Origin of the sequence: Spirulina sp. CCY15215, from assembly GCF_016888125.1 — a bacterium.
In the GTDB taxonomy this organism is placed as follows: domain Bacteria; phylum Cyanobacteriota; class Cyanobacteriia; order Cyanobacteriales; family Spirulinaceae; genus CCY15215.
The window spans coordinates 1-13,185 of sequence record NZ_JACSWA010000350.1 but is presented as its reverse complement, the minus strand read 5'-3'; the positions used below and the strand labels follow the sequence as shown (position 1 = coordinate 13,185).

At 42.3% G+C, this 13,185-nt stretch carries 14 protein-coding genes; 5 read left to right on the top strand and 9 right to left on the bottom strand.

All coding sequences use genetic code 11. The features are described 5' to 3' along the window. Positions 1–97: 97 nt before the first annotated feature. On the bottom strand, positions 98–1,123 hold the full coding sequence (dusB, locus tag JUI58_RS08475; RefSeq protein WP_204103330.1) for a tRNA dihydrouridine synthase DusB: 1,026 nt from the start codon (positions 1,121–1,123) through the stop codon (positions 98–100). A gap of 142 nt (positions 1,124–1,265) precedes the next feature. Here dusB and JUI58_RS08470 point away from each other — a divergent pair, with 142 nt between their 5' ends. Then, the gene (locus JUI58_RS08470) at positions 1,266–2,102 is read left to right on the top strand and encodes a sulfotransferase domain-containing protein (RefSeq protein WP_204103328.1); all 837 of its coding nucleotides are present in this window, start codon (positions 1,266–1,268) and stop codon (positions 2,100–2,102) included. 59 nt (positions 2,103–2,161) lie between these two features. On the opposite strand, the gene cysE is transcribed toward JUI58_RS08470, so the two are convergent. Next, positions 2,162–2,926 carry a serine O-acetyltransferase gene (gene cysE / locus JUI58_RS08465; protein ID WP_348539863.1) on the bottom strand — a complete coding sequence of 255 codons (765 nt, stop codon included), beginning with the start codon at positions 2,924–2,926 and terminating at the stop codon, positions 2,162–2,164. A gap of 165 nt (positions 2,927–3,091) precedes the next feature. Here cysE and JUI58_RS08460 point away from each other — a divergent pair, with 165 nt between their 5' ends. Beyond that, a complete protein-coding gene (locus JUI58_RS08460; protein ID WP_348539862.1) occupies positions 3,092–4,039 on the top strand; it encodes a ribonuclease Z in 948 nt (315 codons plus the stop codon). 290 nt (positions 4,040–4,329) lie between these two features. Further along, on the top strand, positions 4,330–6,252 hold the full coding sequence (locus JUI58_RS08450) for a P-loop NTPase fold protein (protein WP_204103325.1): 1,923 nt from the start codon (positions 4,330–4,332) through the stop codon (positions 6,250–6,252). A 99-nt stretch (positions 6,253–6,351) separates the two neighbouring features. On the opposite strand, the gene JUI58_RS08445 is transcribed toward JUI58_RS08450, so the two are convergent. From JUI58_RS08445 to JUI58_RS08425, 5 genes are all read right to left on the bottom strand, one after another. After that, positions 6,352–6,879, bottom strand: a complete 528-nt coding sequence (locus tag JUI58_RS08445) for a hypothetical protein (RefSeq protein ID WP_204103324.1) — start codon at positions 6,877–6,879, stop codon at positions 6,352–6,354. A 277-nt stretch (positions 6,880–7,156) separates the two neighbouring features. Continuing rightward, the gene (locus JUI58_RS08440) at positions 7,157–7,717 is read right to left on the bottom strand and encodes a cytochrome C (RefSeq protein ID WP_204103323.1); all 561 of its coding nucleotides are present in this window, start codon (positions 7,715–7,717) and stop codon (positions 7,157–7,159) included. A gap of 42 nt (positions 7,718–7,759) precedes the next feature. Beyond that, positions 7,760–8,674, bottom strand: a complete 915-nt coding sequence (locus JUI58_RS08435; RefSeq protein ID WP_204103322.1) for a MoxR family ATPase — start codon at positions 8,672–8,674, stop codon at positions 7,760–7,762. A gap of 120 nt (positions 8,675–8,794) precedes the next feature. Next, complete coding sequence (locus JUI58_RS08430; protein ID WP_204103321.1) at positions 8,795–9,775, bottom strand: bifunctional riboflavin kinase/FAD synthetase; 981 nt, start codon at positions 9,773–9,775, stop codon at positions 8,795–8,797. A gap of 153 nt (positions 9,776–9,928) precedes the next feature. Next, positions 9,929–11,167 carry a DUF389 domain-containing protein gene (locus tag JUI58_RS08425; RefSeq protein WP_204103320.1) on the bottom strand — a complete coding sequence of 413 codons (1,239 nt, stop codon included), beginning with the start codon at positions 11,165–11,167 and terminating at the stop codon, positions 9,929–9,931. Positions 11,168–11,291: 124 nt separating this feature from the next. Between JUI58_RS08425 and JUI58_RS08420 the strand changes: the two genes are divergently transcribed. Next, positions 11,292–11,996, top strand: coding sequence for a response regulator transcription factor (locus JUI58_RS08420; protein WP_204103319.1), 705 nt, complete (start codon positions 11,292–11,294; stop codon positions 11,994–11,996). Between the two features lie 6 nt (positions 11,997–12,002). On the opposite strand, the gene JUI58_RS08415 is transcribed toward JUI58_RS08420, so the two are convergent. Beyond that, positions 12,003–12,236, bottom strand: a complete 234-nt coding sequence (locus JUI58_RS08415) for a hypothetical protein (protein ID WP_204103318.1) — start codon at positions 12,234–12,236, stop codon at positions 12,003–12,005. Between the two features lie 65 nt (positions 12,237–12,301). After that, complete coding sequence (locus JUI58_RS08410; RefSeq protein ID WP_204103317.1) at positions 12,302–12,496, bottom strand: hypothetical protein; 195 nt, start codon at positions 12,494–12,496, stop codon at positions 12,302–12,304. A 207-nt stretch (positions 12,497–12,703) separates the two neighbouring features. Between JUI58_RS08410 and JUI58_RS08405 the strand changes: the two genes are divergently transcribed. Continuing rightward, positions 12,704–13,030 carry a hypothetical protein gene (locus JUI58_RS08405; protein WP_204103316.1) on the top strand — a complete coding sequence of 109 codons (327 nt, stop codon included), beginning with the start codon at positions 12,704–12,706 and terminating at the stop codon, positions 13,028–13,030. Positions 13,031–13,185 lie beyond the last annotated feature (155 nt).

The window sequence follows — 13,185 nt, the reverse complement described above, 5'->3', positions numbered from 1 at the left end:
ACTACCTCAATTATCATGTATTGTAGTGGGAGCGTCTCGCTCCCTAGCTCTAATTATCCGGAGCAATGTTGTAAATTTGCAACTTTGAGATGCACCCTTAAACCTCAACTTCTGCAAGAGAAACCATTGCGATCGCCTCATTTAATAACAGTAAACCCGCCTCGACGCTTTCAATACGAGAGAGGCGATCGCGCAATTCTCCCGCCCCAACAAACCCTTTCGCATACCAAGCGAGATGCTTGCGAGACTGATAAATGCCGCGCTGGCCTTTGTACTCCCATAATCCCACTAAATGTTCCTTCGCACATTGTAATCGTTCCGCGATCGCCGGAGAATCTAAAAGATATCCCGTTTTTAAAAAATAATCGATTTCTCCCGCCAAAAATGGATAACCCAAAGTACCTCGAGAACACATTACCCCATCCGCTTCCGTTTCCTGTAAGCACCGTATCGCCGCTTCCACCGAGAAAATATCGCCATTAGCAATAATAGGAATCGAAAGAACTTCCTTAACCCGGCGGATCCACTCCCAGCGTGCCTTACCTTTGTAACCTTGGGCGCGAGTGCGACCGTGAAGAGTGAGCATTTGCGCCCCTGCATCCTCCATGCGTTGAGCAAAATCGAGAATATTAATTTCCTCATCATTCCAACCGATGCGGGTTTTCACCGTTACCGGAACCTCAACCGCCGCCACCACCGCCCTCACAATTTCCACCGCAACATCCGGTTGACGTAATAAAGAAGATCCGCCCCCCTTCTTGGTAATTTTATTAACAGGACAGCCCATATTAATATCAATCGTATCCGCCCCTTCCGCAACCGCTTTTTGCGCCGCCTCTCCCATAAAATCCGGGCGACAATCAAACAATTGAATACTGATAGGATGTTCGTCAGGGTCTACCTCCATCACCTTCGGTAACTGGCGCAGATGGTTCAATTCACTGGCGCTGACCATTTCAGTGTACATCATCGAATCGGGGGCGTATCGCCGCACCAAACGCCGAAACACCATATCCGTCACCCCCGAGAGAGGAGATTGCAAAACGCGGCTTTTTACCGTGACTGAACCAATTTTCAGAGGTGTCGCCAGTTTAGTTTTGAGTTCGTTAGAGAGGGAAAGCATGAACAGGATAAAAGCGCAAAGTTCCTTTTCTACCATAACCCGCGCTGTGTCTCTAATGGATTTGGTGCTATCTTTATGCCTAACTATAAATTTGTCAGTTATAATTTGCTAGTAATTTGTTCTTCTTTATGCCAATTAAACTATGATAGTATTTTGTTGCGGCTTAATGCGCTCTGGCTCTACGCTTCAATATAAACTGACCCAAACTTTAGTGGAAAAACTGGGAAAAGGATCGGGATTCGGTTGGTTGCCTTCAGTGCAGAATAAAGAAGACTTGTTTTATCGTGCTACGGAAAGCGATCGAGACAATTATTACATTGTTAAAATACATGGATATAGCCCTGATTTTGACGATTTAATTAGGCAAAATAAAGGCAAAGCAATTTATGTCTATCGAGATCTTCGAGATGTTGTGACTTCCTTTATGTCTTGGCGCAAATGCTCCTTCGATGCAGTCATCCGCGACCAATGGCTAGAGAAAGTAATAAGAGATAGCAAAAAATGGGAGTCTCTCGAAACAATCTATATTGCTAAGTATGAAGTTTTAATGCAGAATCTAGAAAAGGAAGTCTTGGCAATTGCAGAACATCTCGGTATCAGCATCAGTAATGATTTAGCAAAAGAAGTTGCAGAGCAATGTTCCATCGATCGCCAGAAGAAAAAAACCGAATTAATGCAAAGCAAACAACAAAAAATAGACAGTCAAAACATCCTCCATCAAAATCATATTAGTTCTGGTAAATCCCAAAGATGGCTTCAGGAACTTTCTGCCTCTGAAATTGCTTATATCGAACAAAAAACAGCCCCTTGGCTGCTTGCCCACAATTACGATTTAGCCTACCCTAACTCAGTGAACAGAAGTATTTTAGCAACTCGAGAGAATTTTAACTTGTTTGTATCTGACTGTATTTTTAATGCCAAGAGAACAAAGGGTCATATCGATAATTATTTAAAGTCTTCAGATAGTAATGAGCAATAAAAAATGAGCAGTAAAATTGCGAGATAAGAGCGCGGGTAGACACGCTCTTACGATTCCCTTCACATTCCCGAACTATCCAAAAACTCGCGAATGTCGCGATCGCGTAACTGACAGCTTTTCCCCGCTTCTACCAATTCCTTCTTGCAACCAGTCGGAATCACTGCTTTGACCAAAGAATGAGTCCCCTGCTGCTGTTTTTTCAAGGTTTCGAGGGATTCTTCCAAGGCTTCAATGCGATCGACCAAAGCCCGAATAACCACCGCCTCCGAGTCCGGTAATTTTCCATGTTCCAAAGGACTAACCCGCACCCCAGATTGATAGATGATGCGCCCCGGAATGCCCACCACAGTACAATCAGAAGGAACATCCCGTAACACCACAGACCCGGCACCAATGCGGACATTATTGCCAATTTGTAGATTGCCTAAAACTTTAGCACCGGCACCCACAACAACATTTTCCCCTAAAGTAGGATGGCGTTTTCCGCTTTCTTTTCCTGTCCCTCCCAAAGTGACACCTTGATAAATCAAACAGTAATCGCCGATAATGGCTGTCTCGCCAATAACGATACCCATACCGTGATCGATACAAACCCCCTTACCAATTATTGCCCCTGGATGAATTTCAATTCCAGTGAGGAAGCGGGCGATATGGGAGAGAAAACGCGGTAGAAAAGGCAATCCCAAATGGTGCAGCCAGTGCGCCAAGCGATGGAATAATAGAACTTGCAACCCCGGATAGCAAAAAAGAACTTCTAACCAATTGCGTGCGGCAGGGTCGCGTTCAAAGATAATCTTAAAATCAGCGATAAGAGTGGATAGCACGAGAATTTTGTCTCTCATAGTTCAACCAATGACCATATTATCGCTCTATGGGAATGAGAAACGGGTGAAAATACGAATTTAGATAGAGAGGTTTTCCCCATTGTTGTGCGTTAGGCTAAGTTAAGAGGTTTATCGCTCCTGTTTTTTATTGCATTATCCCTACTTGTGGAAATCACCTTTTTAGGAACCAGTTCGGGAGTTCCGACGCGATCGCGCAATGTCTCCAGTATTGCCCTGCGTCTCCCCCAACGTGCGGAAATTTGGCTATTTGACTGCGGCGAAGGAACGCAACATCAATTCCTTCGCAGTGCCTTAAAAAGCTCGCAAATTCGCCGTATTTTTGTCACCCACATGCACGGCGATCATACTTTTGGCTTAATGGGATTATTGGCGACCATTGGTTTAGCGGGCACCGGACACGCGATCGATATTTATGGTCCGGGTGGGTTGGAAGAATATATTCGCGCTTGTTGTAAATATTCTTATATGGACTTATCCCGACGTTTGAGAATTCATCGCGTCCAACCGGGTTTGGTCTACGAGGATAATGAGTTTAGCGTTAGTTGCATTTTATTAAAACATCGCGTTCCTGCTTACGGCTATCGCGTTGTCGAAAAGGATCGCCCTGGACGTTTTAAGGTGGAAGAAGCAAAGGCCTTGGGTATTCCTTTCGGTCCGGTTTATGGGGAACTCAAACGCGGAAAAACCATCGCCCTTGATGATGGTCGTACAATTCGCGGGATCGATCTCTGTGAACCTCCAGAAACAGGGCGCAAAGCGGTTTATTGTACGGATACGGTGTTTTGTGATGCGGCGGTAGATTTGGCTCAAGATGCGGATGTTTTGATTCACGAGGCAACTTTTGCCCATCAAGATGCGGAAATGGCGTTCGATCGCCTGCATTCTACTTCAACAATGGCGGCGCAGGTGGCTTTATTGGCGGGAGTGAAGCAATTAATTATGACCCATTTCAGTCCTCGTTATGCCCCCGGAAATTCCCTGCAAGTCGAAAATTTATTAGAGGAAGCGAAAGCAATTTTTCCCAATACTTGTTTGGCGAAGGATTTTTTCAGTTATGAGATTCCTCGACATCGTTTGGTCGAGAATCATTAAATCATCTTTTGCGGGTTTATTTGGACGAATTCGAGGAAGGAGAAAACGATTCTCTGGCGATCGAAATTGCGCGATTGTTTGTTCAAAGTCCCAAAAAAACTCACGGGGACGGATTTTGATTGAGAAAGTGCGATCGCAAGAATCTGATGACAAGTTCAGCCGAACTGTGTTAGCCTTGATTCAAGGTATCATTTTCTATAAATTTCCCTCACTAAAGTTGACGGAGTTAGAAACGATGTTAGATTTAGGCAACTTCAGACAAACTCCTCTCTATCATTATAAAACCAAAAATGAATCAAAACGATAAGCAGATTAACTGGCATATTACAGACTATTTAGATTATTATCGTAAATTACCGCAAGCGCCAGAATTTGCTGTTTTACTCAAAGGTCAGTGGGGATCTGGTAAAACATGGTTTATCAATAATTATCGTAAAACGTTTGACCCCAATCAACAAAAATGTTTGTATGTCAGTCTTTACGGAATGACTTCCTTTTCTGAGATTGAATACGAATTTTTTCGGCAATTGAATCCTGTTTTAGCTTCACCAGGAGTAAAATTAGCAGGAAGAATTATCAAAGGATTGGTTAAAGGTACGCTTAAAATTGATTTTGATGGCGATGGAAAAAATGATGGAACAGCTAGTATTGGGATTCCGGATATTAATCTACCTGATTATCTCAAGAATATTGATGGAAGTATTTTAATATTCGACGATTTAGAACGTTGCAATATAGAAATTAGCAGTCTTTTAGGTTATATCAATAATTTTGTAGAGCATCAGGATTTTAAAGTGATTCTTGTTGCGAATGAGGATGAATTAGTCAAGAAAAGTGACCCTTTAAAGAATTCTTATCAAATTATCAAAGAAAAGTTGATTGGTAAAATATTTGATATATCACCAGACTTTTCTGGTGCGTTGGAAGAATTCATTGGGGAATTAAGCGATTCCGATCTTAAGGATTTTTTAAAAAACACGGACTTGATAAAGGATTTATACGAACAAGCAAAGTATAATAATCTCCGAACTTTAAAACAAATCGTATTAGATTTTAATCGGATTTTTGACGTTTTACCAGATAAAGCAAAAAAGAAATCTGACCTACTTCAAGAACTATTAAAATTTGTCACATTTTTTTCGATAGAGATTAGACGAGGAAGAATTCTTGCAAAGGATATTAAAGAATTGGGATTTGAACAGATTTCCAGAAAATGCAAAAAAAATGAAGATACCAAAGATAAAAGCAAAGAACAGCAAATATTGGAAACGTATCCTATGATAGATTTGTCCAAGTCATTTCCAAGTCGAAAATGGTGGCAAGATTTTTTTGATCTGGGAATCGTAGAAAGTCAAGAATTACAACAGTCAATAGAAAATAATTTTTTTGAAGATGAAAATGCACCAAACTGGGTTAAACTCTATCATTTTAAAAGGCTCTCTGATAATGAATTTGACAACTTACTTAAAAGTGTTGAATCAGAATTTGAAACAAGAAAATATTCCGATCTTGGTGTAGTTAAACATATAACAGGAATGTTTTTTAACTTTTCAAAACTTGAGTTTTATGATAAAGCTAAGGAATCCATAGAGAAGGATGCAAAAGACTATATTAATTATCTAAAAGAGAATAAAAAGATACCTGCAAAACTTTCTCGAAAATCTGAAGATAATGATAACTATGAAGGACTTATGTTTCAAGGAATGGATATTCAAGAATTTCAAGAATTTCAAGATTTTCTATTGTATATCGATGAGATTCAGAAACAATTAAACGATAATTATATGAAGGAAATTGTAATTTCAAGTATGGAAAATAATTTCAGACAGTTTATTAAAATAGTAAAAGCTAGTTCTGAACGAGATTCAGAATATTATAATTTTCCAATACACAAATATATAAAATCTAGAGAGTTTGTCGAAAAAATAGTATCGATTGACTTTCAAAGTCATCAGGATATAAGTTTTGCTTTGCGAAGGCGATATGAATCTTATGATTTTGGCAAAAAATCATCTGAGATAACTGAAGAAATAGAATGGCTTAAATCTATGATAACTGAAGAAATAGAATGGCTTAAATCTATTCGTGATCTCTTAAAGAAAGAAGCCAATCGAAAAAAAGGTAAAGTAAGTGGATATAACTTAGAGTCATTTAAAAATAATTGTTTGGATAAAATCATAGAACACCTTGAATCTGCTGAATCTGCTATGTAACCTTGAACTTGACGATCGCCTTCCCAAACTTCTAAACTCTCCAGTATCTCTATCCTAGGGCTTGCTGAAAAAGTTAGAAAAAAACGATTTCAGCTTACATCAAACAGAAAGGGCTATTTTTTTTTGGTTCGGAAATTGTCTTTTCCGTTGTTGCGGTGCGGGTTGAACTTGTTTTCTTTGTTGTCTGGCGATCGCCATTGTATTCGGAAGAACTCCCGCAATACTCGCTAAAATCTCATCGGAAAGTGCCGCGATCGCCTTACAACCAAAATATTTCTCTAGCATCATCACCATCAAATAAGCACGTTTTAGCGGTACGGGATGCTTAATTGCCTTTTGAGCCGATCCAACCCATTTTTGACGAATCAGAAAAGACTGTCGCCGTTGTTCGTAAGATTCTGGATAAGTTAATGCCACTTTTCCCAAAGGGACCAACCGACGACAATCTAAATCTAGCATTCCTCCCACTGCGGCTCCCGGTCCCAATATTTCCGCATGATGGGGATGACAGACAATAATTCCTCCTCCCTTAGCTGCTTTAACAAAGAATAATTGCCCGCTATTTAAGTTTGTGAGGACTTGAGTGGGAGGGAAAAGTGGAGAGCGACTTAGTGCTTGATTTGACATCTCGGTTTAGTTGCATCTGAAACGGGAAAATATTGCTGGTGGGGGATGGAGCGCCTTGATGCTTTCAACTCGGAAGCCCTTTCAATCTACGAAAAGGCTAAGAATTTCTAAAAAGTAACCCCATGAACAATCCTTACCGACCATCTTTATTGTAGGTCTTATCATCCTCAAGCAACACCGAGAATTCCGCGATCTTCAGCATTAGATTGCGTGACATTCATCACACAATGCTAGAGAATTTACTGAGACCAGAGAATATTATCCTTAACCATCAAAATTATTCCTTAAAGCTGCGGTAGTTAAACTCAGTAGCGCGATCGTGACAGGATGTACAAGTATTTGCTGTTTGCGTTTGCTGAAACTCGACTTTGGGATGTATTGCGCGAAAATAGCGAGAGTCGGCAATGCGAAAAGGAGGTTCTCCCGTTTCTCCATAGGTACGAGAAAATGATTGAATATAGTTCCACATAAGGATAATTTCTGGTGAAATAATATCGCGAGTTTTGACGTTATAATGCTGCGGTAAACTTTCTAGTAAAAAGCGCCAAGTTTCTGTGGGTAAAATTTCTGTGGGTAGGGCAACATGGCATTCTCCGCATCGTTCTACATAGATATCGCGGGCAAATGCTAATTCTTCGGGAACAGGATCGAGGGATTTTAAGTTCTGAATTTCTGCTTGAGATTGGGAATAAACGGGGCTATTTGTGCCTAATGCTACTGCCAGACCAATGCCGATCGCCAGACTCCATAAAAATATCAAACCCGACAACACCCAAGGAGATTTTTGAGTTCTTTTCTGGCGCTTTTTGTTGCTTTTGGATTGTTTTTGTTTAATCATGAATCAATTAAAAATGACCAATTACCGATTACTAACTACTAACTACTCAACAGAAATTGTTCGCAGCAGGCGATCGACAATCGTTCGTGCTTGTTTGCCCCCCGAGGGAATGAGACGATGAGAAAGAACGTGGGGAGCCAAAAATTTGACATCATCGGGGGTCGCATAATCCCGTTGCTGAATGAGAGCATAAGCCTGAGAGGCACGCTGCAAGGCAACTGTTCCTCTCGGACTGACTCCCAAGGCAATCTCATCGTCCTCCCGCGATGCTCTGACGAGATTGAGCATATATTGTTGCAAGGCCGTTGTTACTTTAACTTGACTGGCGAGGCGTTGCAATTCTAAAACTTCTTCTAAGCTGATACAAGGTTCGAGATCGTTAATGTCTCCCAAAGTCTTAGCCTGCTGACGTTGGAGCATTTGTAATTCTTCCGCTTCACTGGGATAGCCCAAAGTGAGAGAGAGGGTAAAGCGATCCATTTGTGCTTCGGGGAGGGGAAATGTACCTTGATATTCAATGGGGTTTTGAGTGGCGATGACAAAGAAGGGAATGGGAACTTGGCGGGGTTGTCCGTCTACGGTCACTTGCTGTTCTTCCATGACCTCTAATAAGGCGGACTGGGTGCGGGGGGTGGCGCGGTTGATTTCATCGGCGAGGAGGACATTTGCAAAGGCGGGACCTTCGAGAAATTCAAATTCTCGGGAATTGGGGTTCCAAATATTTGTTCCCGTGATATCGCTGGGAAGGAGATCGGGGGTGCATTGAATGCGCTGAAATTTGCCGTTGACGGAACGAGCGAGGGATTTGGCGAGGAGGGTTTTGCCGACTCCTGGCACGTCTTCCAGCAGGGCATGGCCGCCGCTAATGAGTGCTACAAGAACGAGACGGATGGCATCATCTTTGCCGACGATGGTACGAGCGAGATTTTCGGTGAGTCTGGAGATGCGATCGGTCATTTGATAGGTATGATAGTTGATAGGTATGGTAGTTGATAGTTGATAGTTGATAGTTGATAGCGGGGAGGATAGTTGATAGTTGATAGCGGGGAGGGTCTTGCTTTTTAGCTGCGATCCTATTCAGCTTTTATTTTTTATTTTGGCTTCAAGGAATTTTCTCGCGATTTCGCAGTCGATCGCAATCTGTTTTTTGAGGGCATTGAGGGAGTCAAATTTTTGCTCGGGTCGGAGAAATTTTTCTAAATATACGGTTAAGGTGCGATCGTAAAGGTCGCCACTCCAGTTTAAGATGTGAACTTCAATAATGGGTGTTTTACCTTCATTGACGGTGGGACGACAGCCAATATTTATCACGCCTTGAAGGGTGGCCATACCGATCGCCTCGACTTCAACGGCATATACGCCATAACGGGGTAAAAATTTATCTGGGGGGATGTCGAGATTAGCTGTGGGAAAACCGATTTTACGCCCTAGTTGCTGCCCTTTAACGACTTTCCCCCCTAAACTGTAAGGGCGATCGAGCAATTGTTGGCTAATTTCGATATCGCCTTGGCTGAGGGCTTGACGAATACGGGAAGAACTGATGCGCTGGTTAGCCAGTTCTTCCAGAGGGGCGATCGCCACTTCTCGATGAAAAGTACCGGCGATCGCTTGCAAGTCTTCTGCTTTTCCAGCGCGATCTTTGCCAAAACAAAAATCGGCACCGATACAAATCAGTTGTGCTTGCAGGCGATCGATGAGAATCTCCTCAACGAAGGCTTGAGGACTCAAATTCGCCAATTCGCGGTTGAATGGGAGCAAAACTAACTGTTCGACTCCTAAGCCCTTGAGTGCCTTAACTTTTTCCTCTAAAGGGGTTAAAAGTTTGCGACTTTGACCGGTAAAAAATTCCCTCGGATGAGGATTAAAGGTGACAACAGTTGGATAAATTTGCCAGTATTCCTGCTGTATTTCAGCGCTTCCTCCCATTCGCGCTAAGACTCGATGTTCTTGTAAGATGGGTTGAAGAACTCGCCTGTGACCTAAATGAATGCCGTCAAAATTGCCAAGGGCGATCGCCGTTGGTGTTAATGCTGTTTCAGTCGATGATGTTACCCACACGCTTTACATTTTGAAACAATTTGCTCGATCCTACCCCAATTTGTCTCTTCATCGGGAGGTCAAGGCAATTTTTTGGCGATCGCGTTTGTGGAATGATGGGGGAAGAAGGCGATCGCTGGACTCCATTTATACAAAAGAAAAGAATCTTCTTGACTATTCATTATTTTCTGTCTCGTTTTCTGGAGAATCTTGGTTCGGTGGATTTTCCTCTACTGGGGAAGGTGTCACTTCTTCTTCTTTTTCCAATTTTGAAGGGGAAGGTGTCAATTTCTCTTTTTCCAATAAAGATTCAGCTTCAGGAGTAATAGGTAGCTTTTTGAGGGGAGGTGGTGTCGTCGTTAGGGGCAGTGAAGGACCGAGGGGTAGGATAATCTTATCATCTAGCTTTTGATTTATGCCTTCAGAGGTAACGGTTTTGGCTTGACTGACAAAGAAAATAAACTTAAATTCTCGCTTAACTTGCCGACTGATGAACCTTTCTATTTCCTGCACCTGTTTGGGGGTAATTTCAACACTCGCTTGGACGGTTAAATAAACAATTGGTTTTTTTTGCGCCCAGTCTACTTGTGTGTTGATCAAGGTGACATCTTCTTGTCCGATTGTCACCGTACTTCTCTGCAAAAGTTGAGCAATCGAATATTGTAGGCGGGAAGTTCTCACTAAATTGAAAAAATTAATGCCGAGGGGAAGCAATAGAACAATGATCGAGAGAAGGGCGATCGCCACATGACGGCTGACTTGTGTATAGCCAGCCATGATAAATACCAACATACAGGCGAAAATAATGCCGAGTAAGTTGGTTAAATATAATAAAAATGCTTGTTGGCCAAATGTCCAAAATCTCGGATCGTTAAAGGCTTTGGAAATGGAAAGTCCGACTACACATAAAGGAGGCATTAGGGCGACAGAAATGGCAGTTCCGGCTAAGGCATCGCTGACTCCTTTACGCACTTTAGCAAAGCCGCTAATTGCCCCCGCAGCTAGAGCAATACCGAGATCGACGAGGTTGGGTTGGACGCGAGATTGAAATTCTGACCCAAAGGAGGGGATCGGGGTTAAGAGTCCCAGGAAACACGCTAGGGCGATCGCGATCGCGGTACCCCCAAGAATGGAAAAGAGGGACTTACGCAAGAGGTCGATATCCCCTTCTAATGCAGCGAAGGCAAACCCGCGCAAAGGCAGCATCAGAGGGGCAATTAACATCGCGCCGATAATGACTGCGGTACTATTGGCGATCAGCCCAAATGTGGCGATCGCGCAAGAACTAATAATGAAAACGACATAGTTGGTATTCCATGCTGCATCAAGGGATAATTCCCGATGCAGTCTTTCTTCGTGCTTTCCCTCAACAGGTTGGGGTAAAAATTTTTGCAGGATTTGCGGGAGTTTCATAAGGAAAACAAAGAAAACCTAAAAATAAAGTTATGCGATCGCATTGACTTTTGTTCTTTTCTCAGTTTCCCCTATCTTGTCGATATTATTTTAATATAGTTTTATAACAATTTTGTGTAAAAAAATGAATAAAATTCGTGTGGTTTTAGTAGAATCTCGCGATCTGAGCCGAGTAGGTTTGAGTGCGCTACTGGGAAAGACTCAGGATATTGAAGTCGTGGGAGAGGCGGCCAATGGTCGTCAGGCTCTTGAGGTTTTGACCTTTACTAAACCGGATATTGTCTTAATGGCTATTAATTTGCCCGATATTAACGGCATTGAGGTTATACAGAAACTGAAACGGTTGCGATCGCCAGAACCGGAAAACACAACCAAAGCGATCGTTTTAACAGAACGCGGGAGTGAAGATTCGGTTTTGGCTGCATTTGTTGCTGGTGCTGATTCTTATTGCCTCAATGATACCAGCTTAGAGACCCTCATACAGGCGATTAAATTGACCCATGAGGGGGACTCTTGGATCGACCCTTCCATTGCTCAGATTGTCCTCAAACAGGTTAAGCAAGGGCGGGAAGAACCCCATAAAACAGTCGAAATCACGGCTTTAGACCCCGAATCTCCTCTGATTATCGATGCTGATGCCATTACCGATCGCGAACTGGATGTGTTGGAATTGATTGTTGCAGGACACTCTAATGCGGCGATCGCCGATCGCCTATATATTACTGTCGGTACGGTGAAAACCCACGTCCGCAGCATCCTAGGCAAACTTGGCGCGGAGGATCGCACTCAAGCTGCCGTTCGTGCTTTACGGTTGGGTTTAGTCAGTTAACCGACACTATTCAGCTTTTTCTTGTAAATCACCGGGTTCATTGATGTACATTTCCGGTTCAACTGCATAGTTATTCAACAGTCCTTCGCGATCGACGGTAAACCCTTCTACGGTATTAATTGACCCTTCTTGTAAGGGTTTATCTTTAAATCCATCTCCTTCTCGTTCCATACGTGCGGCAGTCTCAGCCGAAACAATTTTGCGATCGTAGTTAGCACCGGATTGATTTTTGTTGTCCATATTATTCTCCTTGAAAATGGGTAAATCTTGCGTATCTATTAAGATTGCGATATCGTCGCTCTGTCTTATGAGTTAACCTTGTATGAGTTAACTTTGGGAATAACATCAGGACGTTCTTCTGTTTTCCAACCGATGGGACGCTTCGAGTTGTACCAAGCGATCGAACCGATAAAAGCTGCGGCAATAAATCCTAATCCCAAGACTGCGATCGCATTAAATGGTAAGCTGTTTGTGGCGGTTGTTTCTAGTAAAAGTTGCATAAGTTTTTTGTTTTGCTCCTTTCTTCATGTCTTCGCTTTCTAGCATAACAAGAACAAAAAGGCGATCGCATCTCTCAATTTAAAGGTTTGTTTCTATTCCTTGGGAGAGAGAAGGAGATTGGGCTGCACACTCTACAATTGACCTCGCGAGGGAAGTAAAACTCTGCGATTTTTGCTATCATTGCGATACAGTTTCTCTCAAAATATATGAGTTTGGCCAAATTAAAGAAGGCGATCGCGATATTTTCCAGTTCTCTCGATCTGGAACTTGCTTTGAAGAAACTGAAAAGCGAAACAACGTCTCTGCAATATAATACCGAGATTGTCGATGATAATTATCTTCTTACAATTACAGGAACAGATGCAGAAATATTCTATATTAAAATGATGCTGACGAATAAAGGAATCGAAGAGCAGAATGATTACAGAGTTTCTAAATCTCCAGTCGATCTCTTTCCCGCGATCGGTGCAACCTTTCCCGCTAGTAATACCCCAAACCTCGAACCCGATACTGAGGTTCTCGATCTTCGTTAGCAGTAGATCTCAGTCGGATAGGAAGCAATATAAACCATAATGGGGGGGTAGTGCGAGCATCTTGCTCGCTATTTTTACAAAATCTTGCTCGCTATTTTTACAAAATCTTGCTCGCTATTTTTACAAAATCTTGCTCGCTATTTTTACAAAATCTT

Excerpts from the sequence above, each read along its gene's own strand:
- JUI58_RS08440 (WP_204103323.1), bottom strand. The coding sequence starts at position 7,717 with ATGATTAAACAAAAACAATCCAAAAGCAACAAAAAGCGCCAGAAAAGA.
- JUI58_RS08420 (WP_204103319.1), top strand. The coding sequence starts at position 11,292 with ATGAATAAAATTCGTGTGGTTTTAGTAGAATCTCGCGATCTGAGCCGA.
- JUI58_RS08470 (WP_204103328.1), top strand. The coding sequence starts at position 1,266 with ATGATAGTATTTTGTTGCGGCTTAATGCGCTCTGGCTCTACGCTTCAA.
- JUI58_RS08415 (WP_204103318.1), bottom strand. The coding sequence starts at position 12,236 with ATGGACAACAAAAATCAATCCGGTGCTAACTACGATCGCAAAATTGTT.
- JUI58_RS08445 (WP_204103324.1), bottom strand. The coding sequence starts at position 6,879 with ATGTCAAATCAAGCACTAAGTCGCTCTCCACTTTTCCCTCCCACTCAA.
- JUI58_RS08405 (WP_204103316.1), top strand. The coding sequence starts at position 12,704 with ATGAGTTTGGCCAAATTAAAGAAGGCGATCGCGATATTTTCCAGTTCT.
- JUI58_RS08425 (WP_204103320.1), bottom strand. The coding sequence starts at position 11,167 with ATGAAACTCCCGCAAATCCTGCAAAAATTTTTACCCCAACCTGTTGAG.
- JUI58_RS08450 (WP_204103325.1), top strand. The coding sequence starts at position 4,330 with ATGAATCAAAACGATAAGCAGATTAACTGGCATATTACAGACTATTTA.
- JUI58_RS08435 (WP_204103322.1), bottom strand. The coding sequence starts at position 8,674 with ATGACCGATCGCATCTCCAGACTCACCGAAAATCTCGCTCGTACCATC.
- JUI58_RS08410 (WP_204103317.1), bottom strand. The coding sequence starts at position 12,496 with ATGCAACTTTTACTAGAAACAACCGCCACAAACAGCTTACCATTTAAT.
- dusB (WP_204103330.1), bottom strand. The coding sequence starts at position 1,123 with ATGCTTTCCCTCTCTAACGAACTCAAAACTAAACTGGCGACACCTCTG.